Origin of the sequence: Actinocorallia sp. B10E7, assembly GCF_039871655.1 — a bacterium.
Lineage (GTDB): Bacteria > Actinomycetota > Actinomycetes > Streptosporangiales > Streptosporangiaceae > Actinocorallia.
The window spans coordinates 18,779-38,894 of record NZ_JBDPLZ010000013.1; the positions used below are offsets into that span (position 1 = coordinate 18,779).

Here is a 20,116-nt window from a genome sequence, read left to right on the forward strand (position 1 = left end):
CCGGTAGAACCCCTGAGCCGCCCCCGTCTCGACCGCCCCCACCGCAGACCCCCCGAGGAGCCCCGTGAAGCGCGTAGGGAAGTGTGCCGTGCTCGGCCTGGCCGTCGCGGCGACGGTTTCCATCCCCCGTCTGGCCGAGGCCCCCGTGGCGACGGCCTCACCCGCGGCATGGGCGGAGGCCTTCTGCACTGGGGAGGAGGACGTGCACGCCCGCGACGAGCACGAGCAGGCCCGGGTGCGGTACGGAGCGCGGGTGATCGAGCCCGGCTCGCGGACGAGTGCGAAGGTCGCCGAGCAGGTCGAGCGGGAACTGGACCGGCAGAGGATCGCGGGGAGGCTGCTGCGCGTCGCGGACGACGGGAAGTGGATCAACATCCCCGTCAACTTCCACGTGCTGCACAACGGAGGCAAGGGCAAGGTCGCGAAGAAGGCGTTGCTCGAGCAGATCAAGGTCCTCGACGCCGCTTACCGGGGCCGGAAGGGCGGATACAACGCCAAGATCAACTTCTACCTCAAGAAGGTCACCTGGACGGAGAACGCGGACTGGTTCCGCAATCCCCGCCTGCACGAGGCCGACTTCAAGAAGGAACTGCGCAAGGGCGGCGACAGCACGCTCAACGTCTACACCGCCGACCTGGGGAGCGAGCTGCTCGGCTGGGCGACCATGCCGTGGGACTACAAGAAGGACCCGGCCCGCGACGGGGTGATCATCCACCACTCCAGCCTGCCCGGCGGGAAGATCAAGCATTACAGCCTGGGTTACACGGCGGTGCACGAGGTCGGCCACTGGCTCGGTCTTTACCACACCTTCGGCCGGGACCCCGGCAAGGACGGCTGCAAGGTCGGCGACCTCGTCGGAGACACCCCGGCCCAGAAGCAGCCCACCAACGGCTGCCCGAAGAAGGCCGGCGACTCCTGCCCCAGCGCCTGGGGACGCGACTCGATCCACAACTTCATGGACTACGGGTACGACAAGTGCATGACGGAGTTCACCAAGGGGCAGGCCGAGCGGATGCGCACCGCCTGGAAGCGTTACCGCGCCTGAGTCCGCTCCAGGGCCAGGGCGAGCAGCTCCCGGTGGGCCGGGAGCATGCCCTCGGGCAGCCCGTCCAGCGGGAACAGCCGCGCCTCCAGGATCTCGCGGTCCTCCAGTCTCAGCCCGTCCATGCCTGCCGCGCCGTCCGTCAGAACGGCCTCGTAGGCGATCTCGATCCGCAGCCGGTACCCGCTGGTCACCTTGAGCAGGCGCCCGACCTCCACCGACAGGCCCGTCTCCTCGCGGACCTCCCGGGCGATCGTGTCCTCGTGGCGCTCGCCCTTGCGCGCGTAGCCGGTGGGGAAGCCCCACTGCCGGTCCAGGGGCCACAGACGGTGGCGCAGCAGCAGGACCCGTCCGACGGGGCCGCCGGGGCCACCGGGAACGAGCACGACGCCGGTGACGCCGCAGTTGAACTTCGCGTGGGCGAACCACAGCAGCCGCCACTGGTAGGACCCGCGGATCTTGCGCCACAACCGTGCCAGGAGAGCGTTCACCGTGCCACCGTACGGCTTGCGGGCACAGGAAGGCCCCCACGGAAAGGGGCTTCCGCGGGGGCCGGGAACATCGACCGTCCGGAAGGTCAGGCGGTCGTGAGGGCCTTCTCCGCCTCCAGGGTGGCGGCGGTGGCGTTGACGACGGCGGCGATGCGCAGGGCCTCCTGGACGAGCTCACGGGAGAAGCCCGACTCGCGCAGGACCTTCTCGTGGGACTCCAGGCAGCGGCCGCAGCCGTTGACGGCCGAGACCGCCAGGCACCACAGCTCGAAGTCGGCCTTGTCCACCCCGGGCTTGGCGATGACGCTCATGCGCAGCTTCGCCGGGAGGGTGGCGTAGGTCTCGTCCCCGATGAGGTGGGTCGAGCGGTAGTACACGTTGTTCATCGCCATGATCGCGGCGGCGGCCTTGGCCGCCTCGAACGCCTCGGCGCTGAGGTAGTCGCCCGCCTCGGCGGAGACCTCCGTGATCACCTGGGCGCTCCCGGTGGCCAGCGCGGTGGCCAGCACCGTGCCCCACAGCTGCTGCTCGGTCAGCTGCGAGGTGCCGGTCACCGAGCCCAGGTTGAGCTTGATGTCCTTGGCGTAGGCCGGGAGAGCGTTCTTCAGGTTGTCGACGCTCATGATCAGGCGCCCGCGAGCAGCTTGTTCACGTCCAGGGTGGACTCGCCCTTGTTCCAGTTGCAGGGGCACAGCTCGTCCGACTGCAGGGCGTCGAGGACCCGCAGGACCTCCTTGACGTTGCGGCCGACAGAACCGGCGGTGACCATGACGAACTGGATCTCGTTGTCGGGGTCGACGATGAAGGTGGCGCGCTGGGCGACGCCGTCCTTGGTCAGGATGCCCAGGGCCTCGCACAGTTCGCGGTTGAGGTCCGACAGCATCGGGAACGGCAGGTCCCGCAGGTCCTCGTGGTTCTTGCGCCAGTTGTAGTGGACGAACTCGTTGTCCACGGAGACGCCCAGCACCTGGGCGTCGCGGTCGGCGAAGTCGTCGTTCAGGCGGCCGAACTCGGCGATCTCGGTCGGACACACGAAGGTGAAGTCCTTGGGCCAGAAGAACACGACCCGCCACTTGCCCTCGTAGCTCTTCTCGTCGATGGTCGCGAACGCGTTGTCGGCGTCGAGGGAGACGCAGGCGGTCAGGGAGTAGGCCGGGAACTGGTCGCCGATCGAAAGCACAAGGTCCTCCTGGGAAGAGACACGGGTAGTCGGTACCCAGGATGGCGCAGGTATCGTCATGTGAGAAATCAGCCCCACGGGGTGTCCGTGATAGGAGTTTCTTATCAGCCGACCTACAGTCGCCCAGCTGCGAGCCTTCCTCGCGGTCGCGGAGCACCTCCATTTCCGTGAGGCGGCCTCGGTGCTGCGCATGAGCCAGCCCGCGCTCTCGGGAGCCGTGGCCGCGCTGGAGGACGCCCTCGGCACCCAGCTGCTGGAACGCACCACGCGCAAGGTGCTCCTCACCCCTGCGGGGGAGAGGGTGGCGCGGCGCGCGGCCATCGTCATGGCCGAGCTCGACCGGCTGGCCGAGGAGGCCATGGTCGACCGCGGGCCGCTGGGCGGGCCGCTGCGGTTCGGGGTCATCCCGACCGTCGCCCCGTATCTGCTGCCCACGGTCCTGCCCGAGCTGCAGCGCGAGTTCCCCCAGATGGAGCTGGCGGTCCGCGAGGAGCAGACCGCCTACTGCCTGGCCGAGCTGATCACGGGCCGGCTGGACGTGGCGCTCCTCGCCCTGCCGGTCACCTCGCCGGGGCTGGTCGGGCTGCCGTTGTACGAGGAGGACTTCCTGCTGGCCGCGCCCAGCGGCTACGAGGTGGACGAGCCGATCGCCCGCGACGCGCTCGGCGACTTCGAGGTGCTGCTGCTGAACGAGGGCCACTGCCTGCGCGACCAGGCGCTGGAGGTCTGCCGGGAGGTCGGCGCGCGGGCCGCCGCCGCGACCTACGCCACCAGCCTGACCACGCTGGTGCAGCTGGTCTCCGGCGGACTCGGCGTGACATTGCTCCCAGAATCGGCGGTTCCCTCTGAAGCTGGGCGAGAGGGGATGACCATCCGGCGGTTCTGCGCACCCGCCCCCCAGCGCACGATCGGACTGGTGCACCGGGCGACCTCCCCCCGCGTGCCGGAGTTCGAGCTCCTCGCCAAGGTGGTGCGGACCGCGATCCGCGACCGCGGCTGGAACGTCAGGGTCGTCGGCTGAAACCCCGCTTGCGAGAAAAGTTGCCAAGGTGCCGCCTGATCATCACTTTGAGGTACAGAATGGTTGCCCAACGTGATGATTCTGGGGGGCATGTTCATGGCAAAGACTCCTATGGACCTCTCCGTGCACACCAGGTGTACCGAGGCCGAACTGGTGATGGCCGAAGACCTGCTGCACGCCGGAGCGGAACCCGCCGACCTCGACGATGAGTGGCTGCTGGCCCGGCCGTTCCGGGTCCGTCATCTGCTGAGCCGCTCCTGAGCCGCCGACGCGGCGGCGCGGCCGCCCCGGCACGGGTCGTCGACCACGTCCTCAGGGTCTTCAGGAGGCTGTGATGCATCTCCGGAACGGGGCCTCGTCGCCCTTGCTCAGCGTGATCGTCCCTTTTCGCGACCTCTCCGCGTACCTGCCGGACTGCCTGCGCTCACTGGCCGCGCAGAGCTACCCGGAACTGGAGGTGGTCATGGTGGACGACGGGTCCACCGATGACGGCGCGGTCGCCGCCAAGGCGATGGCCGACCGCGACCCCCGGTTCCGGCTGGTCCAGCAGGAGCACTCCGGCCCCGGACCTGCCCGCAACACCGGCGTCGCCCGCGCCGCGGGCAGGTACCTGGCGTTCGCCGACGGGGACGACGTGGTCCCGCCCGACGCCTACCGGCTGCTGGTGGAGACGCTGGAGCGCACCGGCTCGGACTTCGCCACGGGCAACGTCCTGCGCATGTCGGAGGGCAGGACGTGGCAGTCGGCGCTGCACCGCGACGTCTTCACCGAGCCGAGGGAACGCACCCGCGCGAGCCTGCACCCGCTGCTGGTGCGCGACCGCACCCCGTGGAACAAGGTGTTCCGGCGCTCGTTCTGGGACGACCACGGCTTCACCTTCCCCGAAGGGCTGTACGAGGACCCTCCGGTCATCCTCACCGCGCACGCCGTCGCCCGGTCCGTGGACGTGCTGAGCGAGACCGTCTACCACTGGCGCAGGCGGCCGGGCTCCATCACCGAGGAGCGGCACGCCCCGGCGAACCTCCTCCAGCGGCTGCGGTCCACCGAGTGCGTCCGGCAGGAGCTCGCGGTGCGGGCACCGGAGCTGGTGCCCGCCTACGACCGGCATGTGCTGCTCGGGATCGAGCTGCGGGTGGTCTTCAGCGCGCTGGCCGAACCCGCGGGGCGGGCCGGGGCGACGGACTCCGGGGCGATGGACGAGGTCATGGAGCTCGCCACCCGGCTGGCCTCGGAGCTGGGCCCGGAGACGGCCGGGGACCTGACGGCCTTCCAGCGGTTGCGGCTGCACCTGCTGCGCGAAGGCAGACGGGAGGACCTGCGGGAACTGCTGCGGTTCGCCAAGGCGGGCGGGCACCGGTCGGTGCCCGTGGTGCGCGAGGACAAGCACTGGCACGCCCGGTACCCCTTCGCCGACAGCGTGCCCCACGGCCTGTGCGACGTGACGCGCGAGCTGGAGGCGGTGGCCGGGGTGGACCGGGCCGCCTGGGAGGACGGCGTCCTGGAGCTGGAAGGCCACGCCTACATCCGGTGGCTGGAGTCCGAGGGTTCCCGGATCCGGTTGTGGCTGCGGGCGGTGAACAGGTTCGGACGGATCCGGGTGCCCCTGGAACGGGTCGACAGGCCGGACGTCACCGCAGATTCCGGGCAGGAGCTGGTCGACTACGACGGCTCGGGGTTCAGGGCGCGCATCCCGGCGTCGTCGCTGAAGGTCCTCGGACGGCTGCGCCCGTCGGACTGGCGGCTGGAGGTGGAGGTGGCCTGCCAGGGCGCGCGGCTGCGGTGCACGCCGACGGCGCCCCGGTCGTCCGTGCAGAAGTGGCCCACAGCCGCCCTGGTGCAGCGGACGAACTCCGTCCTGCGGGTCGAGGCGGCGGAGAAGGACGGCGAGTACGTGCTGCGGGTGCGCCCGCAGGAGGCCACGCTCGTCGCGCACCGGATGGAGAGCGGACGGCTGGTCCTGGAAGGGACGCTGACGCGGGCCCCGCGGGGACCGCTGCAGATGGTGCTCGCCCGCAAGGACGCCAAGGTGCGCTTGGCGGCCGAGGTGAACGGGCTGCGCTTCCGGGCCGAGGTGCCGGCCGTCGAGCCGGACGGGCTCGCCGGGCTCGCCACCGGGTCGTGGGAGGTGCGGCTGGGCGGATTCCGGGTGCAGGCCTCCTGCCCCGACGAGGCCTACTCGGCGCCCGGTGGTGAGCTCGTGGTGAGCCGGACCAGGCACGGGGTGCTGCGCCTGCTCGTGCGCCGCCCCAAGCCTGTGGTGCGCCGCCTGGCCTGGACGGACGGCGAACTGCTGGAGCTCACCGGCTCCTACCTCGGAGCCGACCGGCCGTCCGAGCTGGTGCTGCGGCACCGGCGCTCGGGGCAGGAGCACCGGATCCCGCTGGAGTGGAAGGAAGAAGGCTTCACCGCGGTGATCCGGCCCCGGCGCATGCCGCGCCCGTTCGGGGAGGTGGCGCTGGGCGGCGGACGCTGGACGCTCCACCTGGACGGGCAGGCGGTCCTCGTCTCGCGTGACATCCTGCGCGAGCTGCCCGGACCCCACGTGTGCGGATGGCACGAGTACACGCCCGCCGTCTACCGCATGGACGCGCTCGAACTGCAGGCGAAGGCGGGACCGCACGGCCGCGAACGCGGCCGGTACGCCAGGGAGGGCCTGCTGCGGACGGTCTACCGGCGGCGGCGCTCCCAGCCCGTCCGCGACCTCGCGCTCTTCGACGCCTACAGGGGACACGAGTACTCCTGCAACCCGCGCGGCCTCTTCGAGGAGCTGCGGCGCCGCGAACTCGGCCTGGAATGCGTGTGGGTGACGGCGGACGGAGCCTTCCCCGCGCCCGAGGGGGCACGGCTCGTCCTGGCGGGCAGCCGTGAGCACTTCGAGGCCCTGGCCTGCGCCCGGTACGTCTTCGGGAACTTCGTCCAGGAGCCCTGGTACGCCAAGACCCCCGGCCAGACGTACGTGCAGGGCTGGCACGGCGTCCCCTACGGCGTTCAGGAGGACGACGGCCTCCGAGCATCGCTGCGCCGCCTGGCGGGCCCGTCCTGGCGGGAGCACGACGTGCCGCAGTGGGATCTGGCGCTGGCCCAGAACGCCTGGTCGGAGCGGCTTTTCCGGGAGGTCTTCGGCTACGGGGGAGAGATCCTCACCACCGGCCACCCCCGCACCGACCCGCTGCACCGCCTGGACGCGTCCGAGGCCGCGGCCGGGCTCCGCCGCGCCCTGGGCGTCCCGGAGGGCGGACGGGCCGTCCTGTACCTCCCCGCCTGCCGGAGTGATCCGCGCAAACGCGCGACAGCCCCGCTTCCCGACCTGAACCTCGTCTCAGCCGCTCTCGGCGACGACCAGGTGCTGCTCTCCCGCGCGCCCCACGCCGCAGGGGACGGGCCCCGGGCCGCCTCGATCCTCGACGTGAGCGCCTGGCCCGACCCCACCGTGCTGTGCCTCGCCGCCGACGTCCTGGTGACCGACCACTTCCCGGCCCTGGTCGACTTCGCGGGCACGGGCCGTCCCGCGATCCTCCTGGCGGCCGACGGGGAGGCGCCTGCTCCCGGTCCCGTCGCCGCGGACACCGACGAGCTGATCGACGCCCTCACCCGTCCGGAGGAATCCGGCGACCGGCACCGCGCCTTCGTCGAACGGCACTGTCCCCACGACGACGGCTGGGCCGCCTCCCGCGTCCTGGACCACCTGGGCCTGAGATGAGGGGAGCGCTCAGCGCCGCCGCACGAACCGCCGCACCACCAGCAGCAGCACCAGCGCCCCGGCGATCGGCAGCACCCGCCTGAGCCATCCCGGCCGCTCGGCCAGCTCGTACAACTCCAGTTCCGGTCCGCCGTCCCCGGCGGGCCCTGGGGCCGCCGCGATCCCGACCTCCGCACCCGAAGACCCGGTCGGCGCGGGTTCCCCGGCCACGGCTTCGGTCGCGACCGGCTCGGCGAGAGCGGGCTCCGCGGTCGCGGGCTCTGCGGTCGCGGGCTCCGCCTCCGCGGCCTCCGGTTCGGCGGTGTCCTGCTCCACAGGAGTCGTCTCCGCGGTGTCCTGCTCCGGGAGGAGCGGGGGCAGGGGCGCGGTCGGTGCGGGCTCCTCCGCGACGGCTTCGATCGTGACGGCGGGTTCCGCGGTGGCGGGTTCCGTCTCCGCGATCGCCGGTTCGGGGGCGGTCTGCTCCGCGGACGCGGTCTTCGCGGGGGAGGCCAGGAGGGCGTTGAGGCCGGCGGAGAAGCGGGCGAGGAGCTTGGCGCCGGTGTCGTGGACGAGGTGTTCGCCGAGGGAGCCCGCGCGGCCGTCGGCGAACACCAGCGTGGTGTGCAGGACGACGCGGCAGGAGTCGCCGGAGGGCAGGACGGTGGCCTGGAAGGAGCCGGTGACGGTGCCCTGGCCGCGCGCCTCCCGGGCGGTGACCTCGAGGATGGCGGTGCGGGTCAGGTCGTCGAGGACGGCGATGCGGACGGAGCCCCGGTAGGTGATCGTGGTGGGGCCGAACTTGACCTTCAGCCTGCCGCGGTACTCCCCGTCCGTCCCGGACTCGTAGACGGCGCCGGGAATCAGCGGGTGCATGCGCTCCACGTCGAGGAGCACGGGCCAGGCGGTGTCCGCGTCCGTGGCGACGGTGAACTCGTGGTCGAGCTCCATGGGGACCTCCAGGAATGATGCTGAAGGTGACCCTATGTCCCATGGTGACGACCGTGCCAATGGGACGGGGAAAGCACTGCGGACACGGCCGTGAGCAGGTAGAGTTCTGAGCATGTCTTCGCGCGCACTGAGCATCTGCCACGCCGGTGGCGCGCTGTCTTCGTGTTGTCGTAGCTGACCGCCCCAGCCAGTCAGCCGTTCTCTCCGTGCGGGCCTCAGCCCCGGAGACCAGCCGAAGGATCTTCCGTCTTGAAGACCGAGACTTTCCCTGACATCACGATGCGCGACCAGGTCCGCGAGACCGGTGCGCCCCCCACCGTCGGCCAGCTCGCCGCCCGCGTCCAGGAGGCCGCCGCGCGGCCCGGCGCCTGGTGGCACCTGGTGCGGTTCGACCCCGCCGAGCGGGTGCGGGTCGAGCTGGAGGACGGGCTGTGGCTGATCACCTGGCCGCCCGGGTACCGGCTGCCGGCCCACGGCCACGGCGGCGCGTCCCAGATCATGAGCGTGATCGCGGGCGAGCTGGCCGAGGTGGTCGTGGGGGGCGACGGCGCGGTGGCCCGCCCCCTGCGCGCCAACCGGGTCCGCGTCCAGACCGGCGACCGCGTGCACGAGGTGGTCAACCCGGGTGCCGGCTACGCCGTCACCCTGCACCTGTACGCCTGACGGGCCTCAGCGGCGTGACCGGAAGAGCCCTCGGACCAGCAGGACCAGGGCGAAACCGGCCACGAACACCGCCGCCTGGTAGGCGAACGGGAGGGCCTCGGTCCCGCTGAGCGCCGTGTGCAGGAACAGGGCGGCGACGGCGAGGAAGAGGATCCCCGCCGCCAAAGCCCCCAGGTCGGCTCTACGCGCCCCCACGGACCACCTCCAGGTCGCCGAGCCTGCCCTTGACGTGCAACTCCAGCACCGGCGGGTTGGAGCCGGCGCCGGGCAGCGTGCGCTCGACCCTGGCCCTGGGTCCGCTGGTGATCTTCTTGTCGACGGTGACGTCGCCCAGACCGGTCGACACGTGCAGCTCCACCTGGGCGTGGGCGGGCAGTACCACCCGCAGGCCGCCGAGGCCGACCTCGGCCGCGACGCGGTAGCGTCCGCCGTCCCGCAGCGGCAGCGCGGTGAGGTCGAGCACGCCCTGGCCCGCGATGATCCGGTAGGGCTGGGCGGCGTTGGGGTCCACCGGCCGCCAGGACACCTCGCCGAAACGGGCGCCGTTCTGCACGTCCGCGGCGGCGGTGCTGCCGATCAGCGCCACCGACAGCAGCGCCCCGACCGCGACCAGCCCGTTGGTCCGGCCCGCCCAGGTGCCGACGACCAGCCCGAGCGCGACGACGGCCAGCGCGGTGGCGAACGCGACCTGCAGGGACGCGGTCTCCGGCAGGCCGGAGGTGAAGGCGAGCGAGGAGGCGCCCGCCGCGGAGGCCAGCAGCAGGGTCACCCCGGAGAGCACCGGCGGTGTGCCGCCGCGGGAGTGCTCGGGCTTCGCGGCCGGGCGTTCGGGCTCGGACACCTCACCGGAGGCGGGACCGGAGGTCTGCTCGGAGAGATCGAGGAAGGCGGCGGAACCGGAGGGCTCCGCGGGAGCACGGCGTTCGGCCGACTCCTTCCGGGGGGCCGCCGGCGGACGGTACGGCTGCAGTGTGGCCAGGTCGATCCATCCGGCCTGCAGCTCCTCCAGGGGGGTCGTGGGCGGGGGCGTCCGGGTCTTCATGGCGGGAAGCGGCTCCCCTCGTAGCCGGTCGGGCAGGGTACGGGCCGCCGCGACGAGGTCGGCGCCCCTGGCCTGGGCGGCCAGCGCGATCAGCGCCGCGATCACCAGGGCGGCCAGGGCGTCCCCGCCGAGGCTGTTGAGCAGGCCCTGCCCGGTGAGGTCGAGCAGGATCCCCGTGCCGAGCAGGACTCCGAGCAGGGTCAGCGTCGTCGTCCCGGCGAGCAGGCGGCCGGTCGCGCGTTCCAGCGGGGCGGGGCCGCCGTCCTCGTCGGGCATGAGCAGAAGCGCCGCGACGTACAGTGGCAGGGCGCACCAGGAGGCGAACACCAGCAGGGCGAAACCGACCCGGAAGACCAGGGGGTCGATCCCCGTGTAGCGGCCGAGGCCGGCGCACACCCCGCCGCCGATGCGTCCTTCTCTGGCCCGGGTCAGCCTGTCGGAGGTCATGCGCTCATGCTCACCCATGTTCGCTCGGCGCGGTATCCGGGGTCACCCTGAACCGACCCTGAGAGCGGATCGGGGAAGCGCCCTGATGCGAAGACACCGTAAGGAATGTGACGATCTGACCATGACCTCCGACGGCATCACCCGGCTCACCCGGGCCAAGGACGGCCGGCTGGTGGCCGGAGTCTGCGCGGGGCTGGCCGGGCATCTGGGGTTGGAGCCGATGGTGGTGCGGCTGGCGTTCGTGGCGCTGACCGCCGCGGGCCCCTACGGTTACGCGGCCTACATCGCCTTCTGGGTGCTGGTCCCGTCCCGGGACGAGCCGTCGGGGAGGCGGAGCCTGACGCAGCTGCTGGCTTACGCGTTGTTGACGGCGGGGCTCAGCGTGCTGACCGGTGTCTCGGGGATGGCGCAGCTCGCCCTGTGGCCGGTGCTGGTCGTCGCGGTGGGCGCGGCGCTGTTGTGGCAGCAGGCCGACCGGGACCAGCGGGAGCGCTGGAGCACGCTGCCCAAGGGCATGTGGTGGCGCGGCCTGCTGGGCATGCTGCTGGTGGTCGGCGGGATCGGCGGGTTCTTCGCGCAGAAGGTCCCGGCGACGCAGATCCCCCAGGTGCTGCTGGCCACCGCGATCATCCTCACCGGGGTGACGGTGATCCTCACTCCGTGGCTGGTGCGGCTCTGGCAGGAGCTGGACGCCGAACGGGCCGAGCGGGTCAGGTCGCAGGAACGGGCCGAGGTGGCCGCGCACATCCACGACTCGGTGCTGCACACCCTCACCCTGATCCAGCGCAGCGCCCAGGACCCCAAGGAGGTGGCGCGGCTGGCCCGCTCCCAGGAGCGGGAGCTGAGGGCCTGGCTGTACCAGCCCAAGTCGGATTCCTCGCAGCTGTTCGCCGCGGCGGTCAGGGAGGTCTCGGCCGAGGTGGAGGACGCCCACGGGGTGCCGGTCGAGGTGGTCTGCGTCGGCGACTGCCCGCTGGACGAACGGGTCAGCGCGATGATCCAGGCAGCACGGGAGGCGATGGTGAACGCGGCGAAGTACTCGGGCGCGCCGGTCATCTCGGTCTACGCCGAGGTCGCGGGCGACGAGTTGGAGATCTTCGTGCGGGACCGCGGCGCCGGGTTCGTGCTGGACGGCGTCCCGCCGGACCGGATGGGCGTCCGAGGGTCGATCATTGGACGTATGGAACGGCACGGCGGCACCGCGCGGGTGCGCAGCGCACCGGGCGAGGGCACCGAGATCAGACTGGAGCTGAAGAAGTGACGCGGGTCGTGCTGGTCGATGACCACCAGATGTTCCGGACCGGGGTCAAGGCCGAGCTGGGGCCACAGATCGAGGTGGTGGGGGAGGCCGCCGACGTCGACGAGGCGGTCGCGGTGATCGGCGAGACCCGGCCCGAGGTGGTGCTGCTGGACGTGCACCTGCCGGGCGGCGGGGGCGTGGAGGTGCTGCGGCGGGTGCTGCCGTCGCAGACCCGGTTCCTGGCGCTCTCGGTGTCGGACGCGGCGGAGGACGTGATCGGGGTGGTCCGGGGCGGGGCCCGCGGTTACGTCACCAAGACGATCTCCGGTCCGGAGCTGACCGACGCGATCGGCCGGGTGGCCGAGGGCGACGCGGTGTTCTCCCCGCGGCTGGCCGGTTTCGTGCTGGACGCCTTCAGCGCGACGGCGGCGCCGGTGGCCGATCCGGAGCTCGACCAGCTCACGGCCCGGGAGCGCGAGGTGTTGCGGCTCATCGCCCGGGGGTACGCCTACAAGGAGATAGCCAAGGAGCTCTTCATCTCGGTGAAGACGGTCGAGACGCATGTGAGCAGCGTGCTGCGCAAGCTCCAGTTGTCGAACCGGCACGAGTTGAGCCGGTGGGCGGCGGCCCGGCGGCTCATCTGACGCGGAGATCACGCGGAAATGAACAATCAACGCGAGATCGGCATCATACGCATTTAAGGGTTATTGATTCGTTGTCAACGGTAAGTTCTCGGGGATGAAGCGCACACTCCTGATCACGCTGGCCGCCGCGGCGGTGTGGGGCACCGCGCATTTCCGCACGGGGCGGCGGGTGACGGGCGCGCTTCTCCTGGCCCTCGAAGCGGTGGTCCTGCTGGGCGCGGTGCTGCTGGTCTGGCCGTTGCGCGACGAACTCGCCGCCTGGCTGGTGCAGCCGGTCTGGCTGGACGCGCTGACCGCGGCCCTGGTCTTCCTGGGCGTGGTCTGGTGCGCCGTGATCATCCGCTCCTACCAGCTGGTCGCCGAGGGCGGCCGACCGGCCGTGGCCGGGGTGATCGTGCTGTGCGCCCTGGTGGTCGCCCCGCTCGCCTACGGGGTCGAGCTGGTGCGGGTCTCCAAGAACCTGGTGACCGAAGTGTTCGCCGAGAGCGACGGGAACGACGCGCCCTTCGGCGGCAGGGACAGGGTGAACGTGCTGCTGATCGGCGCGGACGCGGGCCCCAACCGGTTCGGGGTGCGGACCGACAGCATGACGGTGGCCAGCATCGACGTGCAGCGGGGCGAGACGACGCTCTTCAGCCTGCCCCGCAATCTGGAGCACGTCCCCATGCCCACCGCGGTCTCCCGGGCCGCCTTCCCCGACGGGTTCGCCGGCGCGGGCGACGCCACCACCCCGGGGCTGCTCAACGAGGTCTTCCAGTGGGCCGAGGACCATCCGGAGATCGTGCCCGGCGTGCCCAAGGGCGAGCGCGGCCCGACGCTGCTGAAGCAGACCGTCGGCGGTGTCCTCGGCCTGACCGTCGACTACTACGTCATGGTCGACATGAAGGGGTTCGCGGAGCTCGTCGACGCCGTCGGCGGCATCCGGATCAACGTGCCGGAGGAGCTGATCTACGGCCGCCGCAGCGAGGGCCGGATCCCGGCCGGGGTGCGGACCCTCACCGGGGAGCAGGCCCTGTGGTTCGGCCGCACCCGCACCAACAGCGACGACTACCACCGCATGTCGCGGCAGAAGTGCCTGCTCTACGCACTGTCCCAGCAGGCCGACCCGGCCACCCTGCTGACCCGCTTCCACGGCATCGCCACCGCCACCAAGCGGGCGGTCTCCACCGACCTGCCGCAGGACGTCCTGCCCGAGGTGATCGAGCTCTCGCGACGGCTCAAGGGGTCGGACATCAAGAGCATCCAGTTCGTCCCGCCGCTGATCAGCACCGCGAACCCGGACTGGGAGCTGATCAGGTCCAAGGTCGTCGCCGCGCTCGCCACGCCCGCCGCGAAGGCCAAGGCGGCCAGGCCCTCGGCCGGGCCGGGCACCCCGGTGGCCAGGCCGGCCGCCGTCACCGCGACGCCGACCGCGCCGGGCGCGACGCCCACGGCCGGCCCCGAGGACGGCGACAACACCGAATCGCTGGCCCAGACCTGCGGCTGAGCCGAAGGAGCGCCGGACGGCCCGCCCGGAGGCGGGCCGCGGGCTTCACAGCTTCTCGATCGGGGCGTACCTCAGGACCAGGCGCTTGACGCCGTAGTCGCCGCCGAAGTCGATGGAGGCGGCGGCCTTGTCCGCGGCGCCGTCGATGGCCACGACGGTGCCGAGTCCGAACGAGTCGTGGGTGACCCGGTCGCCGGGCGCCAGGGCCGGGACGGGACGGCTGCCCGGGGAGCGCGTCGCGGGACGGCTCGCCGACGACGGCGAGGCGACGCCGACGGACGAGGACACCCGCTCCCAGACGATCAGCGGGTCGGGGATCTCCGCCAGGAAACGGGACGGCGGGTTCATCTGGGGCGCGCCCCAGGAGCTGCGCATCGCGGCGCGGGAGACGTGCAGGCGCTCACGGGCCCGGGTGATGCCCACGTAGGCCAGGCGGCGCTCCTCCTCCAGTTCCTTGGGGTTGCCCAGGGCGCGCAGGTGCGGGAAGACCCCGTCCTCCAGGCCGGTGAGGAAGACGACCGGGAACTCCAGGCCCTTGGCGGTGTGCAGGGTCATCAGGGTGACCAGGCCCTCGCCGTCGTCGGGGATCTGGTCGGCGTCGGCGACCAGGGACACCCGCTCAAGGAAGGCGGTGAGCCGGTTCGGCGGGACGGCGTCGTCGGTGTCGTCGGCCCCGTCGGCCTCGGCGCCCTCTTCGGCGCGGGCCGCGGCGAGGTCCTCGAACTCGCGGGCGACGTTCTCCAGCTCCTGGAGGTTCTCCACCCTGGTCTCGTCCTGCGGGTCCTTGGAGGCGCGCAGCTCGGCCAGGTACCCCGAGCGGTCGAGGACCGCCTGGATGATCTCGGCGGGCCCGTGCGCGGGGACCATGGCGCGCAGCTCCTCCAGCAGGGCGACGAACTCGTCGATCGACTTGAGGGAGCGGGTGGCCAGGCCCGGCACCGTCCGGGCCGAGCGCAGCGCCTGCCAGAAGGAGGTCCGCTCGCGGGCGGCGTGGGCCTCCACGCAGGCCTCGGCGCGGTCGCCGATGCCGCGCTTGGGCACGTTGAGGATGCGGCGCAGCGAGACGGTGTCCTCGGGGTTGGCCAGGACCCGCAGGTAGGCCAGCAGGTCGCGGATCTCCTTGCGCTCGTAGAACCGCACGCCGCCGACGACCCGGTAGGGCAGGCCGACCCGGATGAAGACCTCTTCGAAGACACGGGACTGGGCGTTGGTGCGGTAGAAGACCGCGACGTCTCCGGCCCGTACCCCGGCGGTGTCGGAGAGCCGGTCGATCTCGGCGGCCACGAACGCGGCCTCGTCGTGCTCGTTGTCGGCGACGTAGCCGGTGATCTTCTCGCCCTGGCCCTGGTCGGACCACAGGCGCTTGGGCTTGCGGTCGCCGTTGCGCTCGATCACCGAGTTGGCGGCCGACAGGATCGTCTGGGTGGAGCGGTAGTTCTGCTCCAGCAGGATCGTGGTGGCCTCGGGGTAGTCCCGCTCGAACTCCAGGATGTTGCGGATCGTCGCGCCGCGGAAGGCGTAGATCGACTGGTCGGCGTCGCCGACCACGCACAGCTCGGCCGCGCCCAGGCCCTCGACCGGGGCGGTGAGCTCGCGGACCAGCTCGTACTGGGCGTGGTTGGTGTCCTGGTACTCGTCGACCAGGACGTGCCGGAACCGCCGCCGGTAGTGCTCGGCCACGTCCGGGAACATCTGCAGGACGTGGACGGTGGTCATGATCAGGTCGTCGAAGTCCATCGCCCCGGCCTGCTGGAGCCGGGCCTGGTACATCTCGTAGGCCTGGGCCAGCGTCTGGTCCAGATGGGTGGTGGCACGGGATTTGAAGGTCTCGTAGTCGATCAGCTCGTTCTTCAGGTTGGAGACCTGGGCGGAGAACGACTTGGGCGGATAGCGCTTGGGGTCGAGGTCGAGCTCGCGGCAGACCAGGGCCATCAGCCTCTGGGAGTCGGCCTGGTCGTAGATCGAGAACGAACTGGGGAAGCCCAGCCGGTGGGCCTCGCGGCGCAGGATCCGCACGCAGGCGGAGTGGAAGGTCATCACCCACATGGCGCGCGAGCGCGGCCCGACGAGGGCGTCGACGCGTTCCTTCATCTCACCGGCGGCCTTGTTGGTGAAGGTGATCGCGAGGATCTCGCCGGGGTGGACGCCCCGCTCCGACAGCAGGTAGGCGATCCGGTGGGTGAGCACCCTGGTCTTGCCGGAACCGGCCCCCGCCACGATGAGCAGCGGCCCGCCGGAGTGCGTGACGGCGGCCCGCTGCTGCGGGTTGAGGCCGTCCAGGAGAGGGTGTGAGGTTGCAGTCGACATCGTCTGTCGAGTCTACGGGGGCGCACGGACACACGGCCCCTTGTCGTGCTGGTAAGTGCCGCCTTACAGTCGGCGCATGAGCCGCACCGCAATCGCCTCCGCCATCACCTCAGCCCCTCCCGCGCAGGTCTTCCGGCATCTGGCCACGGCCGAGGCCTGGCCCGTCTGGATGAGGGTCCCCACGCGCTCCCGCCGGGCCCGGTCCGGCGCCCCGGACCCCGACGGGGTGGGCGCGGTCCGCGCGATCTTCCCGATGCGCGAGCAGGTGGTCGCCTACGAGCCGCCCGCCCACTACGCCTACACGATGCTGACCCTCACGCCCTTCAAGGACTACCGGGCCGACGTCCGGCTCTCCCCGACCCCCGAGGGCGGCACCCTGATCGAGTGGTCGGCCAGGGCCGGCGCCCGCGTCCCCGGCACCGGCGCGATCGTCGGCTTCGGCCTGCGCTTCCTCACCCGCCGGCTGTCGAGTTCCCTGGCCGAGCACGCCTCCGCCTGTGGCGGGAAGTGCCCGGTGCGCTGACCCGCCCGCCTCTGGCGGGACGACAGTCGAGAGGGTCCGGGGGTTGCCTCCCCGGACCCTTTGTGACTTATGTCCGACTGTGGTCAAAGGTTCGGTGGAAACCTGCGAAAGCCGGAATAGTTGCTGATCAAAGCATCTATGACCGCCCACTCCACGACCGGTCGAGCCCGGGTCGGCGCCGAGGCGGCCGGGTGGGGCGGGGCGCGTCCCCCGGAGGAGGAGCTGTGCCGCACCTGCAGGTAGCCGAGCCGCGCGTGGCCGCGGACGTCCCGCCCGTCCTCGCCTCGGCAGGCGCTGACCGGAGACTGGGCGGGCCCTACGCGGCGGCCTCGGCGCTGGCACGGGTGCTGGTCCCCAGGGCCCCGATGTCCTCGATCGCCGCGCACGACATCGAACTGCGCGCCATCGCGCCCGACCTGGCCGTCCCGGTACTGCGCACGACCCTCTCCGAATCGCTCCCCCGCGACGAGCGCATCCTCGTGCCGGCCCCGCAGCGCACCCTGCGGATCGCGAACGGCTTCGCGGAGTTCGTGCGCGACGCGGTCACCGAGCCCCGCACCTTCCTCGTCACCTCCTACTCCGAGGCCGACCCCGCCGACAGGGAACTGATCGACGTGCTGGTCCGGCGCGTGCCGCAGCTCACGATCGTCACCTGCGACGCCCCCGGCGCCGAAGAACGCGACGGATTCTGGGCGGGACTGTGGGAGGACGGGGACGCGGCCCTGTACCGCCGGGCCGTGGAGTGGTGCCAGGAACGGGGGTGCCACGAGGCGACGATCGAACTCGGACGCCGCGCCGTGTTCGACGTCGAGGCCGCCGAACCGGACACCGGGGACTGGTGGGCCGTCATCCACGCGACGGCCATCGCGCTGGGCGCGCTGCACCGGGAGGAAGAGGCCGAGGAACTGCTCGCCTACGCGCGGGCCCACACCACCGACCCGTTCTGGCACTCCACCATCGCCTACACCGGCGCGATGCTCCTGACCCGCCACCACGACCCGGCCCGGCGCGACCTGGAGGCCGCGCTCGGCCTCGTCAACATCGGGATCGCGCTGTGCGGGCTGCTGCCCGACCGGCGGGAGCGCGCGGTCAAGCTCGGCTTCGACCTCAACGGCAAGGCCCTCATCCAGGCGCGGCGCGGCCTGGACGACGAGGCGCTCGCCCTGGTCGAGGAGGCGATCGGGCTCGCGGAGACGGACCTGCCCGCCGGAGCCCAGGCGGTCCACCGCATGGTGCTGCGCGCCAACCGCGCCCAACTGCTCGTCGGGCGGGGCGAGCACGAGGCCGCGCTGGCGGACCTGAACGCGGTGATCGACGCCGACCCCGGCTACCCGGACTACTACATCGACCGCGGCAACCTGCTGGTCGCGCTGGGCCGGGAGGACGAGGCCGTCGCCGACTACGAGACCGCGATGCGGGTCGGCCCGCCGTTCCCCGAGGCCTACTACAACCGGGCCGAGGTGCGCTTCGCGCGGGGCGAGCACGAGGAGGCGCTGGCCGACCTGGACTACGCGCTCGAACTGGACCCCGGCTTCGTCGACGCGCTGGTCAACCGGGCCGGTCTGCTCGCGGCCAGGGGAGAGCACGAGCGGGCCCGCGCCGACGCCGAGGCGGGCCTGGCCGCCGACCCGGGCAACCCCTACCTGCTGTGCGCGCTGGGCCAGGCGCAGAGCGCGACCGGCGACGTGGCGAAGGCCTGGGCGGCGTTCGAGGAGGCGCTGCGGAACGAGCCCTCGCTGGCGGCGGCCTGGGCCGGGCGCGGCATGCTCGCCTACGAGCTGGGCAAGGTCGAGGAAGCCGTCGCGGACCTGGACCGGGCCGTCGGGCTGGCGGAGGATCCGGGCCTGCTGTTCAACCGGGCGATGGCGCTGCGCGCGGCCGGACGCGAGCGGGAGGCCGTGGCCGACCTGACCCGCGCGCTGGAGCTCGATCCCGACGACCTGGACATCCGCCTGGCCCTCACCGGCTGAGCGTGCCGGACGTCACGCGGGCGGGACCGGCAGCGGTTCCTCCTGCGCGGTCAGCGCCAGCAGTACCAGGGCCGCCGTCCAGCCCAGCGGCGCCACGGAGTGCGGCTCGCCCTCGGCGTTCACCCGTTCGGGCAGCACGCCCAGCGAGGTGCGGTGCTCCGACAGCCAGTCCAGCCAGCCGGTCTCCCGTCCCGACGCGGTCTCGGCCAGCGCGAACATCGCCACTTCGGGCGTCCAGGCCTGGGTTTTGCCGCCCGCCCAGTTCTCCCCGGGGAGGAGGCCGCCGTTCTCCTCGATCCGCAGCCGGTCGACGGCGACGGCGAGCGCGCTGGTGACGCGCCTGTCCTCGGAGGCGAACGGGGGTGCGAGAAAAGTCACAGAGGCGTCCATGTTCCCGCCCTCCACGGGCGAACGGGGATAGCCGTGGACGCCGTACTCGCGTCTGATGGCCGCGTCCAGGCGTTCCGCGGCGGTCCGCCAGCGGGCGGACTCCCGCGGGTGCCGGTCCCCGGCGATCGCGGCGGCTCCGCGCAGGCCCGCCAGCAGGGGCGCGGAGACGCCGAGCGTGGGACGGTCCGGGACCTGCTCGGTGGACGGGTGCCGCTCGAAGTAGTCGGAGGAGGCGGGAGGCAGGCCGTCCTCGCCGAGGTTCCCGGCGATCCAGTCGGCGGCGCGCCTCACCATGCCCCAGGGGACGAGGTCCTCACCGGCGTACCGGCCGACGAACCAGGAGGCCCAGAGCACCCAGCCGATCTCGTCCAGCTGGATGGAGCGGCCGTCGTTCACCGCGCTGCCGTTGGAGCGGTAGCGGGTGGCCCACCGCCCGTCGCCGTTCTGGACGCGGGCCAGGAACGACAGCGTCCGGCGGGCCTCGTCCAGGTGTCCGGTGACGGCGAAGGCCGCGGCGTGGAAGGCGGCGTCGCGCGGCCAGACGTAGTTCCACATGCCGTACCAGGAGGCGGTGGACGCGCCCGACGGCGAGGTGAGCAGCCGCAGGTCGAGCAGGGCGCGGGAGGCCATGTCCAGGTGCCCCGAGGCGCTGCCGGGGACCTTTCCCCGGTCCAGCCAGTCGCGGTCGCCCTTGACCGCGGCGGCCACTCGGGGGTCGTCGGCGGGGACGGTGACGGGCTCGGTCGCGCCGTGCGGGATCAGCCTGGCCTGGCCGTCGGAGAGAAGGATCACAGAGCTGCCCGGCAGGTAGGAGGCGTCCTCGGCCTCGGACCCGCTGATCGGGCTGCGGAGGAAGGGCCAGCCTCCGCCGCCGACGAGACCGGGGCTGTCCCAGCGGGCGGCCCGGCCGTCCGGGTCCTGGGCGCCGCAGGTGGCGGTGATGGCCAGCAGGGTGAGGACGGCGGCGGCCCGCCGTATCCGACGCCGCACATAGCCCCCTAAAGCAATAAAAACCCTAATCAGTACATCAAAATCCGCCG

Annotated in this window: 18 protein-coding genes; 10 read left to right on the top strand and 8 right to left on the bottom strand. The window is 72.2% G+C overall.

Annotated elements, in window-relative coordinates:
• The first annotated feature begins 64 nt into the window (after window positions 1–64).
• The gene (locus tag ABGB12_RS31065; RefSeq protein ID WP_347683407.1) at window positions 65–1,045 is read left to right on the top strand and encodes a zinc metalloprotease; all 981 of its coding nucleotides are present in this window, start codon (window positions 65–67) and stop codon (window positions 1,043–1,045) included.
• Here the strand turns inward: ABGB12_RS31065 and ABGB12_RS31070 are convergent.
• The 3 genes from ABGB12_RS31070 to ABGB12_RS31080 form a co-directional block, all read right to left on the bottom strand.
• Window positions 1,033–1,533: an NUDIX domain-containing protein gene (locus ABGB12_RS31070; protein WP_347683409.1), complete on the bottom strand. Its 501-nt coding sequence runs from the start codon at window positions 1,531–1,533 to the stop codon at window positions 1,033–1,035. The genes ABGB12_RS31065 and ABGB12_RS31070 overlap by 13 nt on opposite strands.
• 86 nt (window positions 1,534–1,619) lie before the next feature.
• A complete protein-coding gene (locus ABGB12_RS31075) occupies window positions 1,620–2,156 on the bottom strand; it encodes a carboxymuconolactone decarboxylase family protein (protein ID WP_347683411.1) in 537 nt (178 codons plus the stop codon).
• A gap of 2 nt (window positions 2,157–2,158) precedes the next feature.
• Window positions 2,159–2,713: a peroxiredoxin gene (locus ABGB12_RS31080; RefSeq protein WP_347683413.1), complete on the bottom strand. Its 555-nt coding sequence runs from the start codon at window positions 2,711–2,713 to the stop codon at window positions 2,159–2,161.
• A gap of 127 nt (window positions 2,714–2,840) precedes the next feature.
• Here ABGB12_RS31080 and ABGB12_RS31085 point away from each other — a divergent pair, with 127 nt between their 5' ends.
• The 3 genes from ABGB12_RS31085 to ABGB12_RS31095 all read left to right on the top strand — a co-directional run bounded on the left by ABGB12_RS31085 (window position 2,841) and on the right by ABGB12_RS31095 (window position 7,434).
• On the top strand, window positions 2,841–3,734 hold the full coding sequence (locus ABGB12_RS31085) for a LysR substrate-binding domain-containing protein (protein ID WP_347683643.1): 894 nt from the start codon (window positions 2,841–2,843) through the stop codon (window positions 3,732–3,734).
• A 96-nt stretch (window positions 3,735–3,830) separates the two neighbouring features.
• The gene (locus ABGB12_RS31090) at window positions 3,831–3,995 is read left to right on the top strand and encodes a hypothetical protein (protein WP_347683415.1); all 165 of its coding nucleotides are present in this window, start codon (window positions 3,831–3,833) and stop codon (window positions 3,993–3,995) included.
• 73 nt (window positions 3,996–4,068) lie between these two features.
• The gene (locus ABGB12_RS31095; protein ID WP_347683419.1) at window positions 4,069–7,434 is read left to right on the top strand and encodes a CDP-glycerol glycerophosphotransferase family protein; all 3,366 of its coding nucleotides are present in this window, start codon (window positions 4,069–4,071) and stop codon (window positions 7,432–7,434) included.
• A gap of 9 nt (window positions 7,435–7,443) precedes the next feature.
• Here the strand turns inward: ABGB12_RS31095 and ABGB12_RS31100 are convergent, their stop codons facing one another.
• Complete coding sequence (locus ABGB12_RS31100) at window positions 7,444–8,364, bottom strand: SRPBCC domain-containing protein (RefSeq protein WP_347683421.1); 921 nt, start codon at window positions 8,362–8,364, stop codon at window positions 7,444–7,446.
• Between the two features lie 249 nt (window positions 8,365–8,613).
• Here ABGB12_RS31100 and ABGB12_RS31105 point away from each other — a divergent pair, with 249 nt between their 5' ends.
• Complete coding sequence (locus tag ABGB12_RS31105; protein ID WP_347683423.1) at window positions 8,614–9,027, top strand: cysteine dioxygenase; 414 nt, start codon at window positions 8,614–8,616, stop codon at window positions 9,025–9,027.
• A gap of 6 nt (window positions 9,028–9,033) precedes the next feature.
• On the opposite strand, the gene ABGB12_RS31110 is transcribed toward ABGB12_RS31105, so the two are convergent.
• Complete coding sequence (locus tag ABGB12_RS31110; RefSeq protein ID WP_347683425.1) at window positions 9,034–9,222, bottom strand: hypothetical protein; 189 nt, start codon at window positions 9,220–9,222, stop codon at window positions 9,034–9,036.
• A complete protein-coding gene (locus ABGB12_RS31115; protein WP_347683427.1) occupies window positions 9,209–10,516 on the bottom strand; it encodes a PspC domain-containing protein in 1,308 nt (435 codons plus the stop codon). Before ABGB12_RS31115 ends, ABGB12_RS31110 begins: the two co-directional genes overlap by 14 nt.
• Window positions 10,517–10,637: 121 nt before the next feature.
• Here ABGB12_RS31115 and ABGB12_RS31120 point away from each other — a divergent pair, with 121 nt between their 5' ends.
• The 3 genes from ABGB12_RS31120 to ABGB12_RS31130 all read left to right on the top strand — a co-directional run bounded on the left by ABGB12_RS31120 (window position 10,638) and on the right by ABGB12_RS31130 (window position 13,886).
• Window positions 10,638–11,777 (top strand): PspC domain-containing protein, encoded by a 1,140-nt coding sequence (locus tag ABGB12_RS31120; protein WP_347683429.1) that lies wholly within the window; start codon window positions 10,638–10,640, stop codon window positions 11,775–11,777.
• On the top strand, window positions 11,774–12,400 hold the full coding sequence (locus tag ABGB12_RS31125) for a response regulator transcription factor (protein WP_344243326.1): 627 nt from the start codon (window positions 11,774–11,776) through the stop codon (window positions 12,398–12,400). Before ABGB12_RS31120 ends, ABGB12_RS31125 begins: the two co-directional genes overlap by 4 nt.
• Before the next feature lie 94 nt (window positions 12,401–12,494).
• A complete protein-coding gene (locus ABGB12_RS31130) occupies window positions 12,495–13,886 on the top strand; it encodes an LCP family protein (protein ID WP_347683431.1) in 1,392 nt (463 codons plus the stop codon).
• Between the two features lie 45 nt (window positions 13,887–13,931).
• On the opposite strand, the gene pcrA is transcribed toward ABGB12_RS31130, so the two are convergent.
• Complete coding sequence (gene pcrA, locus ABGB12_RS31135) at window positions 13,932–16,193, bottom strand: DNA helicase PcrA (RefSeq protein WP_347683433.1); 2,262 nt, start codon at window positions 16,191–16,193, stop codon at window positions 13,932–13,934.
• Window positions 16,194–16,269: 76 nt separating this feature from the next.
• On the opposite strand from pcrA, the gene ABGB12_RS31140 reads away from it, so the two are divergent.
• Together ABGB12_RS31140 and ABGB12_RS31145 are read left to right on the top strand one after the other, a co-directional pair.
• The gene (locus ABGB12_RS31140) at window positions 16,270–16,716 is read left to right on the top strand and encodes an SRPBCC family protein (RefSeq protein ID WP_347683435.1); all 447 of its coding nucleotides are present in this window, start codon (window positions 16,270–16,272) and stop codon (window positions 16,714–16,716) included.
• Window positions 16,717–16,940: 224 nt separating this feature from the next.
• Complete coding sequence (locus tag ABGB12_RS31145; protein ID WP_347683437.1) at window positions 16,941–18,686, top strand: tetratricopeptide repeat protein; 1,746 nt, start codon at window positions 16,941–16,943, stop codon at window positions 18,684–18,686.
• A gap of 12 nt (window positions 18,687–18,698) precedes the next feature.
• Here the strand turns inward: ABGB12_RS31145 and ABGB12_RS31150 are convergent, their stop codons facing one another.
• On the bottom strand, window positions 18,699–20,066 hold the full coding sequence (locus ABGB12_RS31150; protein ID WP_347683439.1) for a glycoside hydrolase family 15: 1,368 nt from the start codon (window positions 20,064–20,066) through the stop codon (window positions 18,699–18,701).
• Window positions 20,067–20,116 lie beyond the last annotated feature (50 nt).

Excerpts from the sequence above, each read along its gene's own strand:
- ABGB12_RS31075 (WP_347683411.1), bottom strand. The coding sequence starts at position 2,156 with ATGAGCGTCGACAACCTGAAGAACGCTCTCCCGGCCTACGCCAAGGAC.
- ABGB12_RS31090 (WP_347683415.1), top strand. The coding sequence starts at position 3,831 with ATGGCAAAGACTCCTATGGACCTCTCCGTGCACACCAGGTGTACCGAG.
- ABGB12_RS31095 (WP_347683419.1), top strand. The coding sequence starts at position 4,069 with ATGCATCTCCGGAACGGGGCCTCGTCGCCCTTGCTCAGCGTGATCGTC.
- ABGB12_RS31100 (WP_347683421.1), bottom strand. The coding sequence starts at position 8,364 with ATGGAGCTCGACCACGAGTTCACCGTCGCCACGGACGCGGACACCGCC.
- ABGB12_RS31115 (WP_347683427.1), bottom strand. The coding sequence starts at position 10,516 with ATGACCTCCGACAGGCTGACCCGGGCCAGAGAAGGACGCATCGGCGGC.
- ABGB12_RS31120 (WP_347683429.1), top strand. The coding sequence starts at position 10,638 with ATGACCTCCGACGGCATCACCCGGCTCACCCGGGCCAAGGACGGCCGG.
- ABGB12_RS31130 (WP_347683431.1), top strand. The coding sequence starts at position 12,495 with ATGAAGCGCACACTCCTGATCACGCTGGCCGCCGCGGCGGTGTGGGGC.
- pcrA (WP_347683433.1), bottom strand. The coding sequence starts at position 16,193 with ATGTCGACTGCAACCTCACACCCTCTCCTGGACGGCCTCAACCCGCAG.
- ABGB12_RS31140 (WP_347683435.1), top strand. The coding sequence starts at position 16,270 with ATGAGCCGCACCGCAATCGCCTCCGCCATCACCTCAGCCCCTCCCGCG.